This is a genomic window from Halomonas sp. AOP22-C1-8 (assembly GCF_052378905.1).
Taxonomy (GTDB): Bacteria; Pseudomonadota; Gammaproteobacteria; order Pseudomonadales; family Halomonadaceae; genus Vreelandella; species Vreelandella citrativorans.
On sequence record NZ_JBQSYD010000023.1, the window covers coordinates 46,875 to 64,233 of the forward strand.

The 17,359-nt window shown below is 56.4% G+C and carries 15 protein-coding genes and 1 rRNA gene; 4 read left to right on the forward strand and 12 right to left on the reverse strand.

All coding sequences use genetic code 11. The features are described 5' to 3' along the window. The 6 genes from pcnB to dksA all read right to left on the reverse strand — a co-directional run bounded on the left by pcnB (window position 1) and on the right by dksA (window position 8,115). Window positions 1-1,386 carry a polynucleotide adenylyltransferase PcnB gene (gene pcnB / locus ACT3TY_RS13030; protein WP_172117583.1) on the reverse strand — a complete coding sequence of 462 codons (1,386 nt, stop codon included), beginning with the start codon at window positions 1,384-1,386 and terminating at the stop codon, window positions 1-3. Between the two features lie 839 nt (window positions 1,387-2,225). Beyond that, a complete protein-coding gene (locus ACT3TY_RS13035; protein WP_193053257.1) occupies window positions 2,226-3,608 on the reverse strand; it encodes a sigma-54-dependent transcriptional regulator in 1,383 nt (460 codons plus the stop codon). Continuing rightward, a complete protein-coding gene (locus ACT3TY_RS13040; protein ID WP_444628517.1) occupies window positions 3,586-6,528 on the reverse strand; it encodes an ATP-binding protein in 2,943 nt (980 codons plus the stop codon). The genes ACT3TY_RS13035 and ACT3TY_RS13040 overlap by 23 nt, the downstream gene beginning before the upstream one ends. Further along, window positions 6,518-6,694 carry a hypothetical protein gene (locus tag ACT3TY_RS13045; RefSeq protein WP_172117580.1) on the reverse strand — a complete coding sequence of 59 codons (177 nt, stop codon included), beginning with the start codon at window positions 6,692-6,694 and terminating at the stop codon, window positions 6,518-6,520. The genes ACT3TY_RS13040 and ACT3TY_RS13045 overlap by 11 nt, the downstream gene beginning before the upstream one ends. A gap of 10 nt (window positions 6,695-6,704) precedes the next feature. Further along, window positions 6,705-7,595: a tRNA glutamyl-Q(34) synthetase GluQRS gene (gene gluQRS, locus ACT3TY_RS13050; protein WP_444628518.1), complete on the reverse strand. Its 891-nt coding sequence runs from the start codon at window positions 7,593-7,595 to the stop codon at window positions 6,705-6,707. Window positions 7,596-7,677: 82 nt separating this feature from the next. Continuing rightward, window positions 7,678-8,115 carry an RNA polymerase-binding protein DksA gene (dksA, locus tag ACT3TY_RS13055; protein ID WP_087108663.1) on the reverse strand — a complete coding sequence of 146 codons (438 nt, stop codon included), beginning with the start codon at window positions 8,113-8,115 and terminating at the stop codon, window positions 7,678-7,680. 185 nt (window positions 8,116-8,300) lie between these two features. On the opposite strand from dksA, the gene ACT3TY_RS13060 reads away from it, so the two are divergent. Both ACT3TY_RS13060 and sfsA read left to right on the forward strand, forming a co-directional pair. After that, a complete protein-coding gene (locus ACT3TY_RS13060) occupies window positions 8,301-9,461 on the forward strand; it encodes an aminotransferase class I/II-fold pyridoxal phosphate-dependent enzyme (RefSeq protein WP_444628519.1) in 1,161 nt (386 codons plus the stop codon). After that, entirely contained in the window at window positions 9,458-10,291 is an 834-nt protein-coding gene (sfsA, locus tag ACT3TY_RS13065; protein WP_444628521.1) for a DNA/RNA nuclease SfsA, read from the forward strand. The genes ACT3TY_RS13060 and sfsA overlap by 4 nt, the downstream gene beginning before the upstream one ends. On the opposite strand, the gene metW is transcribed toward sfsA, so the two are convergent. From metW to ACT3TY_RS13095, 6 genes are all read right to left on the reverse strand, one after another. Beyond that, the gene (metW, locus tag ACT3TY_RS13070) at window positions 10,232-10,825 is read right to left on the reverse strand and encodes a methionine biosynthesis protein MetW (protein ID WP_172117576.1); all 594 of its coding nucleotides are present in this window, start codon (window positions 10,823-10,825) and stop codon (window positions 10,232-10,234) included. The two genes, sfsA and metW, sit on opposite strands and share 60 nt — an antisense overlap. Continuing rightward, a complete protein-coding gene (metX, locus tag ACT3TY_RS13075) occupies window positions 10,825-12,006 on the reverse strand; it encodes a homoserine O-succinyltransferase MetX (protein ID WP_441679861.1) in 1,182 nt (393 codons plus the stop codon). Before metX ends, metW begins: the two co-directional genes overlap by 1 nt. A gap of 65 nt (window positions 12,007-12,071) precedes the next feature. After that, window positions 12,072-12,665: a YggT family protein gene (locus ACT3TY_RS13080; RefSeq protein WP_172117574.1), complete on the reverse strand. Its 594-nt coding sequence runs from the start codon at window positions 12,663-12,665 to the stop codon at window positions 12,072-12,074. 28 nt (window positions 12,666-12,693) lie between these two features. Then, window positions 12,694-13,518, reverse strand: coding sequence for a pyrroline-5-carboxylate reductase (gene proC, locus ACT3TY_RS13085; RefSeq protein WP_441679863.1), 825 nt, complete (start codon window positions 13,516-13,518; stop codon window positions 12,694-12,696). A gap of 14 nt (window positions 13,519-13,532) precedes the next feature. Beyond that, window positions 13,533-14,243, reverse strand: coding sequence for a YggS family pyridoxal phosphate-dependent enzyme (locus ACT3TY_RS13090; protein WP_441679865.1), 711 nt, complete (start codon window positions 14,241-14,243; stop codon window positions 13,533-13,535). Between the two features lie 129 nt (window positions 14,244-14,372). After that, window positions 14,373-15,515, reverse strand: coding sequence for an anhydro-N-acetylmuramic acid kinase (locus ACT3TY_RS13095; protein WP_441679867.1), 1,143 nt, complete (start codon window positions 15,513-15,515; stop codon window positions 14,373-14,375). Window positions 15,516-15,630: 115 nt separating this feature from the next. Here ACT3TY_RS13095 and tyrS point away from each other — a divergent pair, with 115 nt between their 5' ends. Beyond that, window positions 15,631-16,830 (forward strand): tyrosine--tRNA ligase, encoded by a 1,200-nt coding sequence (tyrS, locus tag ACT3TY_RS13100; protein WP_444628523.1) that lies wholly within the window; start codon window positions 15,631-15,633, stop codon window positions 16,828-16,830. 450 nt (window positions 16,831-17,280) lie between these two features. After that, window positions 17,281-17,359, forward strand: a 16S ribosomal RNA gene (locus ACT3TY_RS13105); the annotation flags it as partial.

Sequence of the window (17,359 nt, forward strand, 5' to 3'; positions counted from 1 at the left end):
TCACTTTTCCGATTTGCGCGTGGGTTTACGGCGCCGTTTGCGGCGGCGGTCGCCTTGGCTTGCCGGGTCGCCCCCAATTTTTTGTAGCAAGCGAAGCTGCTCATGCTCATCGCCCTGCTGGAAGGCCGTCCACCAGTCGCCCAAGCCGCGTGGGATTTCGCCCGCCTGCTCACGCAGCAGTAGTAAGTCGTAAGCGGCACGAAAACGTGGGTGCTCGCGGGTTTGGAACGCACGCTTGCCGCGTCGTAACGGCAGACGTGCCTGTAGCTCCCAAATATCGCGCATGGGCATGCCAAAGCGTTTAGGGATAGAGGTATGTTCCAATTGACGCGACACCACCTCCTGCGATGCCGTTTGCAGTGCCGGTATCGCGGGCATGCCTTCACTTTCAAGCTCGGCCTGGCGATTGGCAACCGGGGCCCATAAGAAGGCGGCCAGCAGGAAGGCAGGCGTCACCGGGCGACCTTCGGCAATGCGCTTATCGGTATTGGCCAAGGCGAATTCAATGAGCTTTTCCGCCCACGCCGCATCGGCCATGGCCTCTTCCGATTCGGGGAAGAGCATGCCAAACAGGCCGTAATGGCTAAGCAGGCGGAAGGTTGCCAACCCATAGCCTGACATAAACATCTTGAGCACTTCATCAAATAGCCGTGCAGGCGGAATTTGCAGCAACAGCGGCGCAAGGTCGTACATCGGCGCTTCGGTGTCAGGCTCAATAGTGAAGTCGAGCTTGGCCGCGAAGCGAACGGCGCGCAGCATACGCACCGGGTCTTCCCGGTAGCGGGTGGCTGGGTCGCCAATCAGGCGCAGCGTGCGCGATTCAATATCACGCGCACCGTTGGCAAAGTCGTGAAGGCTGAAGTCGGCAATGTTGTAATACAGCGCGTTAACGGTGAAGTCACGCCGTAAGGCATCTTCCTCAATGCTGCCCCATACATTGTCTCGCAGCAGCAAGCCGGCGTCCGACTGGTGAGCGATATTCTCGCCGTGTTCGTCTTGTGGCTTGCCACGGAACGTAGTGACTTCGATGACCTCGCGCCCAAAGCGGACATGGACAATACGAAAGCGTCGGCCAATCAAGCGCGAATTGCGAAACAGGTCACGCACCTGTTCCGGCGTGGCGTTGGTGGCAACGTCAAAGTCCTTGGGCATTTTGCCAAGCAGCGCATCGCGAATACATCCGCCCACCAGGTAGGCGTCGAAGCCTGCACCGCTAAGGCGGTAAAGCACTTTTAGTGCAGCGTCGCTGATATGTTGGCGAGAAACAGGGTGCTCGGACCGAGGGATAATGCGTGGGCTGAGAGCAGTTCCACTCTCTTGGGGATCGAGCAGGGTTTTCAATTGCTCTCCCGGGCTATGTAAGAAACGGGTAAATCCTTTGAACATGCGGCGATATCGACTCGCAGGGTATCGAAAAAGTGACCGTGAAGTAAGCGGTAAGCCGATGAGTGTAGCCGACCCCTTTACGCTTGCAAAGCACCTCGGGCAGGTTTGCGAACGCCTTCCCCTTTAAACGCGGAAAGGGGAGGCTAAAAGAGCCTCCCCTATAAAGCATTTAATCAGCGTCCATGCTGCTGTTTTTCTTCATGATGGCACATCGCCCTGAATACGCACCGCAGTCGATAGGCAGTATCCGACCGCCTCGTATTCAAAACAATAATCCAACCGCGAACTTTTCTTCCCCGACGTATTATTGTTGGTTCCGGGGTGTACACACTCACTGCTATTATTCTTGTTGGGGCGCAGATCATTTGGTGTACGTCGCGTCCATTTTGGGCACTTGCTACCTGTTGTTTTTATTAGCTGCGCTTATTGTGCTTAGCGCCAGCAAGTCATGAGATTGAAGCCTGTTGTTATTATTAGTGCTGTTATCTCTCCTGGCCTTGTTGTTTTTGTTATGGCTCAGGTTGGGGTGGTGTCATGTTGTTTTTGTTAGTGACCCACCGCTTGGCCCAGTTTATTTTTCTTACCCAGTAATACTGCACTCGTCGTGCCACTTGTTTAAATGTTTATTTATTTCATGTGCTTATGATTATTTTTTATTTTGAGGAACTTCGGTGACAGATAAGTGTTACCGTTTTTGGTCCGATTTTTTACGGGCATTGTGTGGGTAGGTAACAATGATTGGGTAACGTAAATCGGTTATTTTTTATTTAAATCAGTATAGTAGACGATGGTCGTAAGCATTTGGTGTGAGGCGCTTGCGGGCCGGCCAGCCAGCGGCGTCAGTTGGGACGCCGAGCAGTTTTTTTACGCGGGATGCCAAGCCGTTGGCGCCGTTCCCACAGGTTTTTACGACTAATGCCCAGTTTTTGAGCCAGCTCGGTTTCGCTCATCAGGTCCTGATGCTCAAGCACAAAGTGCTGGAAATAGTCTTCCAAAGAGAGATCATCCTCATCCTCCGCTGGCGTGCTCTCGTCGCTGGAGGAGGCCGCTGAACTCGCCTGTGAATGGGCACGAGGCGGTGCAGGTGCTAGCCCGAGATCGTCCGGGTGAATCAGATGGCCTTCGGCTAAAATTACGCCTCGCTCCAGGGCGTTTTCAAGCTCACGAACGTTACCTGGCCACGGGTAATCACGCAGGTCCTGACGGGCGGCCCTTGAAAGCCGTAGGCCGGGGCGTTCGTGACGCGTGCACGCTTTATCCAGCAAGATATCGGCAATCTGGAGCACGTCGTCTTCGCGTTCGCGCAGCGGGGGGAGCTCGATCTGCATCACGTTTAAGCGGTAGTAAAGGTCTAGGCGAAATTCACCACTTTTGGATAAGGCACGCAGGTCGCGGTGGGTCGCGGCAATCAGGCGGACATTAACGTGGCGGGTTTCCACAGAGCCAATCTTGCGGATTTCTCCCTCCTGTAACACACGCAGCAGGCGTGCCTGGGCATCAAGGGGCAGTTCACCAATCTCATCAAGAAACAGCGTGCCCTGGTCGGCGGCCTCCACCAGGCCGGTGCGTGATGCGCTGGCGCCGGTAAACGCGCCTTTCTCATGGCCGAACAGTTCAGACTCAATCAGCGTTTCGGGAATAGCGGCACAGTTAACGCTGATTAGCGGGGCGCTGGCGCGCTTGCTTTGTTGGTGAATAGCCCGCGCAACTAGCTCTTTACCGGTACCTGATTCTCCTAAAATCAGCACGGTCACATCGGCCGGTGCAGTTTTGCGGATACGCGTATAGACCTGCTGCATGGCCGCGCACTCGCCAATCATCATCTGCTGGCTGCCACCATCATCAGTAATCGCAGGGGGCTCACCATGCTGCATCGACTGCTGATGCAATATACGCTCAACGGTCTCCAGCATTTCAGTATGGTCAAACGGCTTGGCGATATAATCGACGGCACCTTGTTTTAAGGCATCTACCGCTGAGCGCATGCTGGCATAGCTGGTCATGATCAGCACCGGTGCGGGAGCAGCAGCGCCAATCAACGTGGTGCCAGGCTCGCCCGGTAGACGCAGGTCACTGATGATGAGGTCGAACTCAGGAAGCGTTAATTGGTTGGCCTCTTCAACGCTGCCTGCTTCGCTGACGGTATAGTCATGACGCTCAAGCAGGCGCTTTAGCGCACTGCGAATAATCGCTTCATCTTCAACAATCAGAATCCTGGGCATAGGGTCGCTGGCCATCCTGTTGGTAAAGCGGCAGCCAAAGCGTAATGGCCGTGCCGCGAGGCTCATTGGGCGGCGGCGAGGCCACGTCTATTCTGCCTTGGTGCTCGTTGATAATTTGATACGCAAGCGACAGCCCAAGTCCTGTGCCTTCGCCTGCAGGTTTGGTCGTGGTGAATGGCTCAAACAAGTGGTCACGCACGCGAGGATCAATTCCCTGGCCGTTATCCGTTACCCGCCACCAGGCACTGCCTGCCTGCTGCCCTGCGGTAATCACCACTTGGCCGCCGGGCATACAAGCGTCCCTGGCGTTGCTAAGCAGGTTGACCATCACCTGGGTTAAACGCTGAGCATCCCCGCGTACCACAAGACCATCAGGGCACGCATTGGTCAACGTTACATCCTCGCCCGAGCGCGCCAAGTGGATCAAGTTTAATGCGTCTTCGCTTAGCGTGTTAAGCGCCGCAGGAGACGCGGGCGGCGGGCCCGCCTGGCGCCCGCCATGCGCAAAGCCGACCAGCGAGTTCACAATGGTCGTTACGCGCCGGGTTAGCTGCTGGATCTGATCCGCAGTCTCCAGAAGGGCGGGGTCATTGGTATCGTAGCGTAAATTTTGCGCCAGTGAAGAAATCCCGGTAATCGGGTTGCCGATCTCGTGGGCAACGCCGGCTGCCAACTGGCCAATGGAAGCCAGGCGGGCAGCATGGACCAACTCATCTTCCAGCCATTTCATCTCGGTGTGGTCTTCGACCAACACCACGCTGCCGCCTCGGCTGTCGTGGCCGCTAAGCTCGGCTTTATGCAGGGTAAGAAAGTAATCCTTGCCGTGCAGCGACACCGCCTGCTTATAAAGCGGCGTGTGGGAGGCCAGTAAGACGTTGCCCAATAGCTCAGGCCACGGCGCAGGTAAATTATCGCAGCGCGCGCCAATCACGCTTTCGCCGCTGATGCCAGAAAGCTGGGAAAGCGCCTCGTTCCACATCAAAAGCTCTTTATCATCACCAAATACGCACAGGCCAACAGGAAGATAAGCCAGCGTTTGGCGGTGGTGGCGGCGCAGTCCGTCAAGCTCTCGGGCAAGCCCGGTCAGGCGTGAGCGGTAGGCTTCCAAGCGGCTCTCCACAAAGTGGATATCGTCCGTTACCGGGGCGTCGTCATGGCGATAGGGCAGGTAGCGGTCGACAATGTCACGTGCGACCGAAGGCCCCATTAAGCCTGACAGGTTGGCCTGAATACGGTCACGCAGGCGGCGCAGTGCGTAAGGGCGGCGTTCTTGTGGCGTGAACTTGAGCGCTTTTAATGCTCTGGATACTTCTCGCTGGGCGGCTTCATCGCCGATCGCTTGCGCCAAGTGAGTAGAAAAGTCAGCAGCGGTGGCAGCCTCCAGCGGTAGCCGCTTGGAGCGGATAACGGCATCGACGGAGCACGCCTCGGCGGCTGATTTTTCGCCCTCTGAAATACGTGTAAACAGCGAAATAACCATCAAGAGAACAATGTTGGTCGCCAGTGATACCAGCGTTACCGTGTACCAGGGCGGCGCACTGTCGCTCATCAGGTGACTAAAGGGCAGTGCGGGGGTCGGGAACGATAAGATAAGCGGTAGCCAAAGCCCCCAAAGCCATAGGATGACACCTGCGATAAGGCCAACAACCATGCCTTTGCGATTTGCGCCTGGCCAGTAAAGCAGTGCCAGCATGCCGGGCAAGCACTGCGCCATACCCACAAAAGAGGCCATGCCCAGGCTCACGAGGTCGTGATGGCGCCCAACCCCCTCATAAAATAGCCAGCCGCTAACAATCACGCCGACCACCAAGGCTCGGCGTAGCCAGAGTAGCCAGCCATAAAGGTCACTACGCGCTTCGGGCGGCCTGGCCACCAGCACAATATGGTTGAGCACCATGCCGGATAGCGCTAGGGCGATCATGATCATCGTACCGGTGACCGCAGCTAGCCCGGCCAGAAATGCCAGCGCTTTGACCCACCAGTGTTCGCTGATCATATACACCGCGTAGGCAGTGACCGGAAGCTCGTTATTGACCGATTGAGCGGCCCACCAGATAAGCGGTATCGGCAAGGCCATCAATAACAGGTAAAGCGGTAATGTCCAGCTGGCCTGAAGCAGGGTGTGGCGTGACAGGTTTTCGGCAAAGGTAATATGAAATAGGTGGGGCATCATGAATGCGGCTGCAAAAAACAGCAGTAACAGCGTGCGCCATTGAGCGTCATCCAGCTGATAGGTTGCCTGCTGGGCTTGTAGGCCCGGCCCCTCAAGCCAGCGTTGTAAATCATTGGGTCCATCAAACACAAGCCATAAGGCAACCGCTCCCAGGCACAGCATGGTGAGTAGTTTGATCAGAGACTCAAGCGCCAACATGCTGATCAACGGATCCTGGCGCGTATGGCTATGTCGGGCTCCGAACATCACGGCGAGTACCGCAATCAGCCCACAAAATAGCAGGGCGACCGCGGAACTATAGGCACTACCGGTGAGCCATTGAATAGCGCTGCTCAAGGTTTGAACTTGAATGCCTAACAGTGGCAGCACGGCCAAAAGACTGATTAACGTGACCAGCGAGCCTGCCCAGCGCGAACGAAACCGGAACGCAAACAGATCCGCGAGTGAGGCGAGCTGATACGTGCGGGTAATCCGCTGGATAGGCACTAGCAGGACCGGAGCAAGTAGAAAGGTACCGGCCGCGCCCAGGTAGTAAGCCAGGTAGCCAAACCCTGCCTGGGCCGCAAGTTCAACGCTGCCATAAATTGCCCAGGCGCTGGCATAAACGCCGAGTGCGAGGGTGTAAACGATGGGGTGGCGAGTAACGTATGTAGGCAACCAGCCGCGCTCAACGGCGACGCCACAGCTAAACATCAGCCCCAGGAAGCCCAGGCCGAGCAGTAAAACGCCGGTTAACTCAACGCTCATCTAACTTCCTTTTTTGCTCAAGCCATAGCGTGAGCGCAATCAACACGCCCCAGATAGCGAACGGGCGGTACCAGGCCGTGCTCGGATTGCTCCAGCCGTCCATTAATAACGGAGAGAGCAAATAACCGCCAAACACCAAAAACAGCATGATGCGATAGACATACATGGAGAACTCCTTACGGCGAGCGGCGGTGTTCGGTGGGGGAAAGGCGCTGAATCGCCCAGTTTGCCACTGCCCAGTGTAGCTGGCTGGCGGGAGGTTCTGTGGCCAGAGCGGCCGGTGGTGCTTGGTCAAGCGCTTGAAGCGCCTGAAAAAGCTGGCGCCGCATGCTGTCCTCATCCTCGGCAAGCGCCGGGGCCAGGTTCTGTTTTGAAAGCTTTTGGCCGTCTGGGGTGACGACCAGTGGCAAATGTAAATAGCGCGGTTCTGGAAGCTTCAAAGCACTTTGAAGCTGACGCTGCCAAGGGGTGTTGTCGAGTAAATCGAGCCCACGAACCACGTCGGTAATACCCTGCTCGGCATCGTCAACGACAACCGCCAATTGATAAGCCCAAAGGTCATCCTTGCGCTTAAGCACTACGTCACCCAGCGCTACTGGGTCAAACTGCTGCGCGCCAAACAGACGGTCCTGCCAGACAATCGGGCGCTTAGCCAGGTCACTGCGTAACCGCCAGGCAACCGGCTTACCCGGCTCCCTTAACCCGTCACGGCACCAGCCTGGATAAATAGCATGCGATTGCCACTGTTTGCGTGAGCAGCTACAAGGATACGCCAAGCGCTGATCAATGAGTTGATCCAGCGCTTGTTGATAAGCGTCATGGCGGTTGTGCTGCCAGCACAGCGTTTCATCCCACTGTAAGCCAAAGCGTTCCAACTGGCGCAAAATGGTGGCGTCTGCCCCTTGGGGGCAGCGCGGTGGGTCGATATCTTCAATACGCACCAGCCAGCGCCCGCCAGCGGCACGGGCATCCAGATAGCTGCCGAGCGCTGCAACAAGCGAACCAAAATGCAAAGGCCCTGAAGGAGTGGGGGCAAAGCGCCCCCGGTAGCTGGTAGAAGACATCATAAAAACCTTTACCCAAAACAAAAGCGGGCACCCAAAGGTGCCCGCTTTCAGCGTTAGCGTACCAAGGGGTTAAATAACCGGCTTAGCCGCCAAGCTGTTTTTCTTTAAGTTCCGCCAGGGTTTTGCAATCAACGCAAAGGGTGGCGGTAGGACGGGCTTCCAAGCGGCGAATACCGATTTCAACGCCGCATGCTTCGCAGAAGCCATAATCGTCGTCGTCAATATTTTCGATGGTTTCGTTGATTTTCTTGAGCAGCTTGCGCTCGCGGTCGCGAGTGCGCAGTTCAAGGCTAAAGCCCTCTTCCTGTGTTGCCCGGTCGGCGGGGTCGGCGTAGTTGTTGGCGTCTTCCTGAAGGTGGCGCACGGTGCGGTCCACCTCTTCCATGAGGTCTTGCTTCCAGTCCAACAGCAGCTGACGAAAATGCGCCAACTGCTTATCGTTCATGTACTCTTCACCCGGTGCTGACTCATACGGAGTGAAGGACTTGGCCGCTTCCGGTTTTTTTTCCGCTACTGGCATGGGATTGCCCCTTACGTATATGACTGCTGATTGATCATGAGCGTATGCCACGATCTCACGCCAAAGGGATGCTTGTTTAGCTGAAAAACTCCCGCTTTGCAAGCATAATGGTGCGTTTGCGACTATGGTCCTACCGTTTGTACGACCCATGTCATGCTTTTATTCTATTAGGTGGAGGAGCCGTTATGGCCTGGAATTCGCGAGTCAGCCACGTGGCGCCCTTTCGTGTGATGCACTTGCTGGAAATGGCCCAGGCGCGGGAGGCAGCCGGGCATGATGTGATTCATTTGGAGGTCGGTGAGCCTGATTTTGCTACACCTGAGCCGATCATTGCGGCAGGCCAACAGGCCTTGGCACGTGGCCAGACGCGTTATACTCCCGCCGCCGGGCTGCCTGCGCTGCGTGAAGCTATCGCTGACCACTATGCTGAACACTTTAATGCTGACGTGGATCCTGCCCGAATTCTGGTTACACCGGGTGCATCCGGCGCGCTGCTGCTAGCAAGCCAACTGCTTGTAGAGGGCGGTGATCGGGTACTGATGACGGACCCCAATTATCCGTGCAACCGCCATTTCATGGCGTTGGCAGGCGCTGAAATTGACGCGGTTTCCGTGGGGCGTGAGAGTGGCTGGCAGTTGGATGCTGGTTTGGTCGAGCGGCACTGGCGTGCTGAAACTCGGTTGGCCATGCTGGCCTCGCCCTCCAACCCTACTGGGCACACCTTGAGTGCTGAGCAGCTTTCTCAAGTGCTGGACGCCGTGGCCATGCGCTCGGGCGAAGTGATCGTTGATGAGATATATCAAGGGCTCAACTACGACGATGTTCCACTGTCTGCGACATCACTTTCCAGTGAAGCGTTTGTGGTTAACAGCTTCTCAAAATATTTCGGGATGACCGGCTGGCGCCTGGGCTGGCTGGTCGCGCCGCAGCGCGCGGTTGAGCCCTTGACCCGGCTTGCTCAGAACGTCTTTCTGGCGGCTTCTACCCCTTCTCAGCATGCAGCGCTTGCCGCTTTCACTCCCGAGTGCCGGGCGATTCTGGAGCAACGTCGTGAAATTCTCGCCGAGCGCCGTCAGGTATTACTTGATGGGCTGGCGACGCTCGGCTTGGCGCCCGATTTACCGCCTCAAGGCGCGTTTTATCTCTGGCTGGATATCTCGCGCTATAGCCGCGATAGCCAGGTATTTTGTGAACGGCTGCTGGAAGAGGAAAATGTAGCCATTACCCCCGGTATTGATTTTGCCGTGCGCGGTGGCGAGCACCATGTGCGGATTGCGTTTACCAATGACGTTGCTCGGCTTGAGGAAGCGGTGGCGCGGATCACCCGCTTCGTGGGGCGGCTATGACACTGGCCTCTTCGCTGCATTCTCCGTTGCATTCTCCGTTGCATTATCCATTGCGTTATCCGTCACTGGCGCCCGGTACGCTGCTGCGCCGCTACAAGCGTTTTTTTGCTGATGTGCGCCTGGACGATGGCCGAGAAGTGGTAGCGCACTGCCCCAATACTGGGTCGATGAAAGCCGTCAATGTGCCCGGCTGCCGAGTGTGGCTGTCACCCAGTGATAATCCCAAGCGCAAGCTTTTATGGACATGGGAGCTCATTGAGCTGCCCCAGCCCGATGGCAGCGTGTCGTTGGTATCGGTTCATACGGGGCGAACCAACCGGATTGTCGAGGCGGCGCTCAGTGCTAACCAACTGGAGGCGCTCGCCGGTTATGCCTGCCAGCGTCGTGAGGTAAAGGTCGGGGAGTCGCGGCTTGATTTTCTGCTTGAGGACCCGGTGAAAGGGCGCGCGTACATTGAGGTCAAACAGGTAACCCTCAAAGAGCAGGATGGATACGGTTATTTCCCCGACTCGGTAAGCGTGCGCGGGCTTAAACACCTACAGGCGTTAAGTGCATTGGCCTTGCAGGGGGAGCGGGCCGTGCTGCTGTTTTGCATTGCCCACGAAGGTATTAATGATGTCGCAGCCGCTGCGCATATCGACGCCGCCTATGCGGCAGGGCTTGAGGCAGCGGTTGCCAGCGGTGTTGAAGTGCTCGCGTATGGTACGAGCACTCAGTGGAAGGAGGGTGTTCCGGTCAGCGTAACGCTTGCGCGCACGCTGCCGGTTCGCTTAACGGCGACGTACGCGAAAGATGGCGATCTCGCCGAAGAGGTTGGGCCACCACTTTGAGGTCCAGTGCCCGCGGCGCTCGCCCACACCCACGGCACGATCCACGATGACCAGGCCCTTTTCACGGCACAGCTGCTCGAAGTCGTTAAAGGTCGACAAGTGAATGTTGGGCGTGTCGTACCAGGCGTGAGGCAGCGACTTGGAGACCGGCATGTAGCCGCGTAGACCCAGGTAGACGCGGTGACGCCAGTAGGCAAAGTTGGGGAAGGTGATAATGCCTTCGTCAGCGACGCGCAGCATTTCATCAAGCATTTTGTCGGGGCGGCGCAGTGCCTGGAGTGCTTGGGTCATGATGACCAGGTCGTAGCTGTGATCGCAAAAGCTGGCCAATCCGTCGTCCAGGTTGTGCTCTATCACGCTGACACCGCGTGCCACGCAGCTGGTAATGCCGTCCGGGTCGATCTCCAGACCGTAGCCAGTAACGCTCTTGTCGCGGGCCAGGCTCTCCAGAAGTTCGCCATCGCCGCAGGCGAGATCCAGTACGTGAGCGCCTTTAGGCACCCAGTCGTAAATCAGTTCAAGGTCGGCGCGCATCAACGGGTCTCCTCCAGGCCTAGCTCACGAGCAGTACGGTTCATAAAGGCGCTGAACAGCGCTTCATAACGCGGCTCTGGTAGCAGGAACGCATCGTGCCCATGGGGCGACGCAATATTGGCGTAGCTAACCGACTTGCCCGCTCGGATAAGGGCATCGACCAGCTCACGGGAACGGGCGGGCGGGAAGCGCCAATCGGTAGTGAAACTGACAATCAAGAAAGGGCACTGTGCAGGGGCAAGCGCTTTGGCCAGGTCTCCGCCGCAGGTGGCGGCCGGGTCGAAATAGTCCAGCGCCTTGGTCATCAGAAGATAGGTATTGGCATCAAAGGCGGTGGAGAATGCATCGCCCTGGTAGCGCAGGTAGGACTCGACCTGGAACTCAACATCGAAGCCGAAGTTAAGGTCGTCGCTTCTAAGGTCGCGCCCGAACTTGCTGCCCATGGCGTCTTCTGACAAGTAGGTGATATGTCCCACCATGCGTGCCAGTTTCAACCCGCGCTTGGGTACGGTGTCATGCTCGGCGTACCAGCCGCCGAAGAACTCGGTGTCTGAGCGAATGGCCTGACGGGCTACTTCGTTAAACGCAATGTTCTGCGCTGAAAGCCGGGGCGTTGCGGCAATTACCACGGCATTTGCTACTCGCTCAGGGTAGGTTATTGTCCACTGCAGTACCTGCATGCCACCGAGGCTTCCGCCCACGGCGGCCGCCCAGCGCTCAATCCCCAGATGGTCGGCCAGGCGTGCCTGGCTTGCGACCCAGTCGCTGACCGTGACCATGGGGAAATCTGGCCCCCACTGGCGACCGGTTTCAGGGTTGTGGCTAACCGGGCCGGTGCTGCCGTGACAGCCGCCCAGGTTATTCAGGGAAACGACAAAGAAGCGATTGGTGTCGATCGATTTACCTGGCCCAATGTGCGCATCCCACCAGCCGGGCTTTCGGTCATCCAGACTGTGATAGCCCGCCGCGTGGTGGTGGCCGGAAAGCGCGTGGCAAATCAACACCGCATTGCTGCGTTCGGCGTTTAACGTGCCGTAGGTCTCATAGATCAGCTCATATTCCGGAAGTACTTTTCCACAGGCGAGGGCAAGTGGCGTGTCGAATTGCGCAATATGAGGCGTGACAAGACCAACGGCGTCCGTTGGTCGGTCAGCAAGGGCAAGCGTGTCTGAGTCGGGCATCGAAAGCGTTAGTCCTGCAAAAAGGGTTCTTCTGAATAAAGCCGGGGGAAAGCGGGGCTAAAACCTTAAAGCCCTACCAGGGCCCCTGAAATGCCGGCAGCACGGATCAGAGAGCCAACCACCAGGCCATCAAGAAGATTAATGGCAATAAAGACCACAATGGGGGACAGGTCGATCATTCCCAGCGGTGGAATCACCCGGCGTACCGGCGCCATGATGGGCTCAACCACCTGCATGACCAGCAGTGCGCCCGGGTGGCTGGCATTCGGAGCCACCCAGCTCAAAATGATCATCACAATCAGAGCGAAAAAGTAGATCTTTAAGATCGCATTGGCAATCGCCGCCACCCCGGCAATCAGTAGCCCGGCAATGGGCGGGATGCCAATGCCGATCACCATGAAGATAGCCACCATGCTCACTACTTTTAGCACAAAGCCTGCGGCGAGCGTGGCAAGGTCGAAACGGCCCGCCACAGGGCCCAAAAAGCTCTGAAAAGGCCTCACGACAGGCTGGGTGATCTTAACCACCGACTGACTTAGCGGGTTATAGTAGTCCGCCCGCGATGCCTGCAATAAGAATCGCAGCATCAGTAAAAATAAATAGATATTGATCAGCGAGTTAACTAGCGTTAACCCGGCGCTACCCAATTGACTGCCCATTGCTGGTGTCTCCGTTACGTTAGATGATTCAGTGGCTGCTTAATTCACGGGCCATTTCCTGGGCGCGCTTGGCACAGGCTTCCATGGCATCGGCAATGGTAGTGCGCAACTGCGCCTCTTCCAGATGATGAATCGCGCGCTCAGTGGTGCCGCCTGGCGACATCACGTTCTGCTTGAGCGTGGCAGGGTCTTTGTCACTCTTCTGCGCCATGGTAGCGGCGCCCAGCGCCGTTTGGATGGCCAAGCGGCGCGCCGTTTCAGCCGGTAAGCCAAGCGTTACGGCAGCCTCTTCCATGGCTTCAAGCATTAAAAAGAAATAGGCCGGGGCGCTACCGGAAACCGCCGTTACCGCGTCCAAAAGCGGCTCTTCTTCCACCCACTCAACAATGCCGACAGCTTCCATTAGCTGAGTGGCGATATCGCGCTGGGCATCGCTCACGGCTGAATTGGCGAACAGGCCGCTGGCGCCGTATCCCACCAGCGAAGGTGTATTGGGCATGCAGCGGACCAGGGCGTTATTGCCTCCCAGCCACTGGTCGATGGTCGCGGCGTCCAGGCCTGCTGCAATGGAGATCACCAGCGGGCGCTGTTGCTGAATAGTCTCCCGCAGCTTTTCACATACCACCCGCATGATTTGCGGCTTAACGGCCAGCACCACCACGTCAGCGTGACTGACGGCAACGTTGTTGTCGGTGTGGATATTAATGCCCAGGCGCTCTTTTACCGGCGCAAGCTCGCTGCTGCTGGGCGCGGTGGCAGTAAGGTCCGTGGGCGCAACACCGCTGTCGATAAGGCCGCTGATAATAGCGGTCGCCATATTGCCTGCGCCGATGAAAGTGATCTTATTTGTCATGTGCGTGTCCTTTGTTATGAATTGACTGCGCCGCGCGCACCGAAAATAGCGGTGCCTAAACGTACCAGTGTGGCACCTTCCATCACGGCGGCTTCAAGGTCATCACTCATGCCCATTGAAAGCGTATCTAACGGGGCCTGAGGCAGCGTTGTCTGTAGTTCTGTCAGCAGGTGCCTTAGTTCGGCTAACGGCTTACGCTGCGCCTCTAGCGTGTCCGCTGGCGCGGGAATTGCCATTAAACCGCGCAGCCGTAAACGGGGTAGTTGGGCTACCTCATGGGCCAGTGCCCTAACGTCTTCAGGCATCACCCCCGATTTAGACGCCTCACGGCTAATATTAACCTGTAAACATATATTTAACGGCGCTAAATGACCTGGGCGCTGCTCGCTGAGCCGGTTGGCAATTTTTAAACGGTCAACGCTATGCATCCAGTCAAAGTGCTCTGCCACCGCGCGGGTTTTATTCGACTGTAGCGGGCCAATGAAATGCCACACAATATCGTTCAGGTCAGCAAGCTCGGTCTGCTTGTCTAATGCTTCTTGCAGGTAGTTTTCGCCGAACGCCCGCTGACCAAGTGCATAAGCCTGGCGAATCAGAGGGGCTGGCTTGGTTTTACTCACCGCAAGCAGCGTTGCGTCATTTAAAGGACGCTTGGCCTCTAAAAGCGCCTGATGCAGACGTTCTCGCGCTTGGGCGAGCGACTCAGGAAGCGCGATGTCCATCATACTCAAGCACCTTACCGCAGTTGGAAGTGAGAGGGATATTACCGAACTGCGAGCATCCTCGGCAAAGTAGAATGCGTATGAACGGCCTCTTTTCGCTAATAAATATCAGCAGCTTCCATCGCCTGACGCTTAGCGTGAGTAAATGCCCCCTAATACACGCAGGCCGCTGGCACCCGTGACCGAGGGTAAATTTCCAGGTAAATGGTGCAAACGCTGATGGGCAAGCCAGGCAAAGGCACCTGCTTCAATCCAGTCTTCTGGCCAGCCGTAAGCCGACGGCGAGGTAAACGTGGCGTTAGGTAGGTAATGGGCAAGGCGTGCCATTAAGTAGGCGTTGTGGGCGCCTCCGCCGCAGGTGATTAGGGTTGCGGGTTGGTTGTCGGGCAATAAGTGCTTAATGCCTTCGGCCACGCTGATCGCTGTTAGCTCGGCAAGTGTGGCCTGCACATCTTCGGGTGACTCCGTGCCGGTAAGATGCTGCTTGAGCCACGTTAAGTGAAACAGTTCGCGCCCGGTGCTGCGCGGCGGCGGTTGGCGAAAGTAGGGTTCGTTGAGGCAGCGCGCCAAGAGAGCGCTATCTACCTGGCCGCTTTTGGCCCAGCTGCCGTTTTGATCAAACCGGCCAGGATAATGTTTTGCAAACCAAGCGTCCAGTAATACATTAGCCGGGCCGGTATCAAACCCTAATACCGGCTGTTCAGCATTCCGCGGCAGCCAGGTAACGTTGGCAATCCCGCCCAAGTTGAGGATGAGTTGTTCTACCGTTTGCCTGCCGAATAGCGCCTGATGAAAGGCGGGCGCAAGTGGGGCCGCCTGGCCGCCTGCCGCCAAGTCGCGGCGACGAAAGTCGGCGACGACCGTACAGCCTGTCAATTCCGCCAATAGGCTTGGGTTATCCAACTGCAGCGTGTAGGCGGGGCCACCGCTATGTCCGTCAGGCGCATGCTCGATAGTTTGGCCATGGCTGCCGATTGCACTGATCTGGCTGGGTGAAAGACCTTGCTGGGTCAAAAGGGTATTAATAGCCTGCGCCTGAAGATGGCAAAAGGCATTTTCGGCCAAGGCCAACTGGGCGAAATTTACCTGCTCTGCGTTACATAGCGTTAATAGTGCGCTGTGCAATGCCTCCGGCATGGGCTCGGCATGGGTTGCCACTAACCGAGGTGGGGCGCTGTGAGTGATCGCAACAAGCGCTGCATCAATGCCGTCAAGGCTGGTGCCTGACATTAAACCCATATAATAAAGCGTGGGAGCAGTGGGGGGCGTTTTCATAAAGCAGTATCCAAGGCGGTGCGAAGGCTCAACCAGGCCGGGCAGGCATGGTAACATCGTCGGCTATTGTTCATCTGTATGCCCAACGGGGCAACGTTTAGAGTGGAGAGAGGCAATGAGTGAGGTGGATCAGACGTTAGCGCTGTTGGCGCGGGGTACGCATGAAATCCTCGTAGAGGACGAGCTTAAAAAGAAGCTGGCCTCCGGGCGCAAGCTGCGTATCAAAGCTGGTTTTGACCCCACAGCCCCTGACCTGCATTTGGGTCACAGCGTACTTCTGACCAAAATGCGTCAATTCCAGGACCTGGGGCATACCGTTATTTTTCTGATCGGTGACTTCACTGGACGTATTGGTGACCCGACGGGTAAGAACATCACCCGCAAGCCACTGACCGAAGCCGATGTGAAAGCCAACGCGGAAACCTATAAAAAGCAGGTTTTCAAGATCCTTGATCCTGAAAAGACCGAGGTGCGCTTTAATGCGGAGTGGTTTGGCGAGCTGACCGCCGCCAAGATGATTGAGCTGGCCGCACAAAGCACCGTTGCGCGTATGCTTGAGCGGGATGATTTTGAAAAACGCTATAAAGCCAATCAGCCTATCGCCATTCATGAGTTTCTGTATCCGCTGGTTCAGGGCTATGACTCTGTGGCGCTGGAAGCGGATATCGAGTTAGGCGGCACCGACCAGAAGTTTAACCTGCTGATGGGGCGTGAAATTCAAAAGCACTTCGGCCAGGAGCCTCAAGTTGTTATCACCATGCCGTTGCTGGAAGGTCTTGACGGCGTGCAGAAGATGTCGAAGTCGCTCGGTAACTACGTGGGCGTTGATGAAGCACCGGGTTCCATGTTCAACAAGCTGGTCTCTATGCCAGATAGCTTAATGTGGCGCTACTTTGAGCTACTGTCGCTGAAATCCAACGAAGAGCTTGATGCACTTAAGCAGAGTGTTGAGCAGGGTGCGAACCCACGTGACGTGAAAATGGAGCTGGCGCGTGAGTTGATTGCTCGCTACCACGGTGAAGAAGCCGCCGCTAATGCGCACAAGTCCGCAGGTAACCAACTGGCCGATGGCGAACTGCCTGACGATCTGCCAGAAATAGAAGTGGATTTTGAAGGCGCTGATCAAGCCCCCATTGCTGCCGTACTCAACCGTTCAGGCCTGACCAAAAACAGTGCCCAAGCGAAAGACATGCTTAAGAACGGGAGTATTAAAGTCGATGGCGACGTGGTTGCGCAGGACACCATGCTGGCAACGGGTAAGGCCTACGTTATACAGGCAGGCAAGAAACGTTACGGTCGTGTGACGCTTGTTTGAACTTTTTGAAACTATCTTTAAAAAGGCCTTGCCAAACCGGCAGCGAATCCGTAAAGTACGCATCCGCTGCCGGGGACGCCAAGCGTTACCAGCGGTGAAGAAGGTGAAAACCTTCGGTTTGTCAGGAAGTTAGCGAAGTTTTAATCGCTTGCTTCACCCGCTGAAAACAGCGGTTGACAAACATCAGGAAATGCGTAGAATACGCCTTCCTCGCTGAGGCAAGCGGCTCCGGTCATCGAGTCGAATGTTGGTAGTCTCAAGCGAAACAGCTCTTTAACAATTTGATCAGGTAATTCATGTGGGCGTTTGCCGATGAGGGTGATAAGTCACCAAATATCAAGGCAAGCGCACAAGAAGAATTTTCGAATTCTTCAAATTCGTTTGAACCTTGAGCCGGGATTGATTCACCTTTGTCGCTTTCGAGCGACAAGTAAGAATCACACTGATTTTAAACTGAAGAGTTTGATCATGGCTCAGATTGAACGCTGGCGGCAGGCTTAACACATGCAAGTCGAGCGGTAACAGGGGG

Coding starts and splice junctions, on each gene's coding strand:
- pcnB (WP_172117583.1), bottom strand. CDS start 1,386: ATGTTCAAAGGATTTACCCGTTTCTTACATAGCCCGGGAGAGCAATTG.
- ACT3TY_RS13035 (WP_193053257.1), bottom strand. CDS start 3,608: ATGCCCAGGATTCTGATTGTTGAAGATGAAGCGATTATTCGCAGTGCG.
- ACT3TY_RS13040 (WP_444628517.1), bottom strand. CDS start 6,528: ATGAGCGTTGAGTTAACCGGCGTTTTACTGCTCGGCCTGGGCTTCCTG.
- ACT3TY_RS13045 (WP_172117580.1), bottom strand. CDS start 6,694: ATGTATGTCTATCGCATCATGCTGTTTTTGGTGTTTGGCGGTTATTTG.
- gluQRS (WP_444628518.1), bottom strand. CDS start 7,595: ATGATGTCTTCTACCAGCTACCGGGGGCGCTTTGCCCCCACTCCTTCA.
- dksA (WP_087108663.1), bottom strand. CDS start 8,115: ATGCCAGTAGCGGAAAAAAAACCGGAAGCGGCCAAGTCCTTCACTCCG.
- ACT3TY_RS13060 (WP_444628519.1), top strand. CDS start 8,301: ATGGCCTGGAATTCGCGAGTCAGCCACGTGGCGCCCTTTCGTGTGATG.
- sfsA (WP_444628521.1), top strand. CDS start 9,458: ATGACACTGGCCTCTTCGCTGCATTCTCCGTTGCATTCTCCGTTGCAT.
- metW (WP_172117576.1), bottom strand. CDS start 10,825: ATGCGCGCCGACCTTGAACTGATTTACGACTGGGTGCCTAAAGGCGCT.
- metX (WP_441679861.1), bottom strand. CDS start 12,006: ATGCCCGACTCAGACACGCTTGCCCTTGCTGACCGACCAACGGACGCC.
- ACT3TY_RS13080 (WP_172117574.1), bottom strand. CDS start 12,665: ATGGGCAGTCAATTGGGTAGCGCCGGGTTAACGCTAGTTAACTCGCTG.
- proC (WP_441679863.1), bottom strand. CDS start 13,518: ATGACAAATAAGATCACTTTCATCGGCGCAGGCAATATGGCGACCGCT.
- ACT3TY_RS13090 (WP_441679865.1), bottom strand. CDS start 14,243: ATGATGGACATCGCGCTTCCTGAGTCGCTCGCCCAAGCGCGAGAACGT.
- ACT3TY_RS13095 (WP_441679867.1), bottom strand. CDS start 15,515: ATGAAAACGCCCCCCACTGCTCCCACGCTTTATTATATGGGTTTAATG.
- tyrS (WP_444628523.1), top strand. CDS start 15,631: ATGAGTGAGGTGGATCAGACGTTAGCGCTGTTGGCGCGGGGTACGCAT.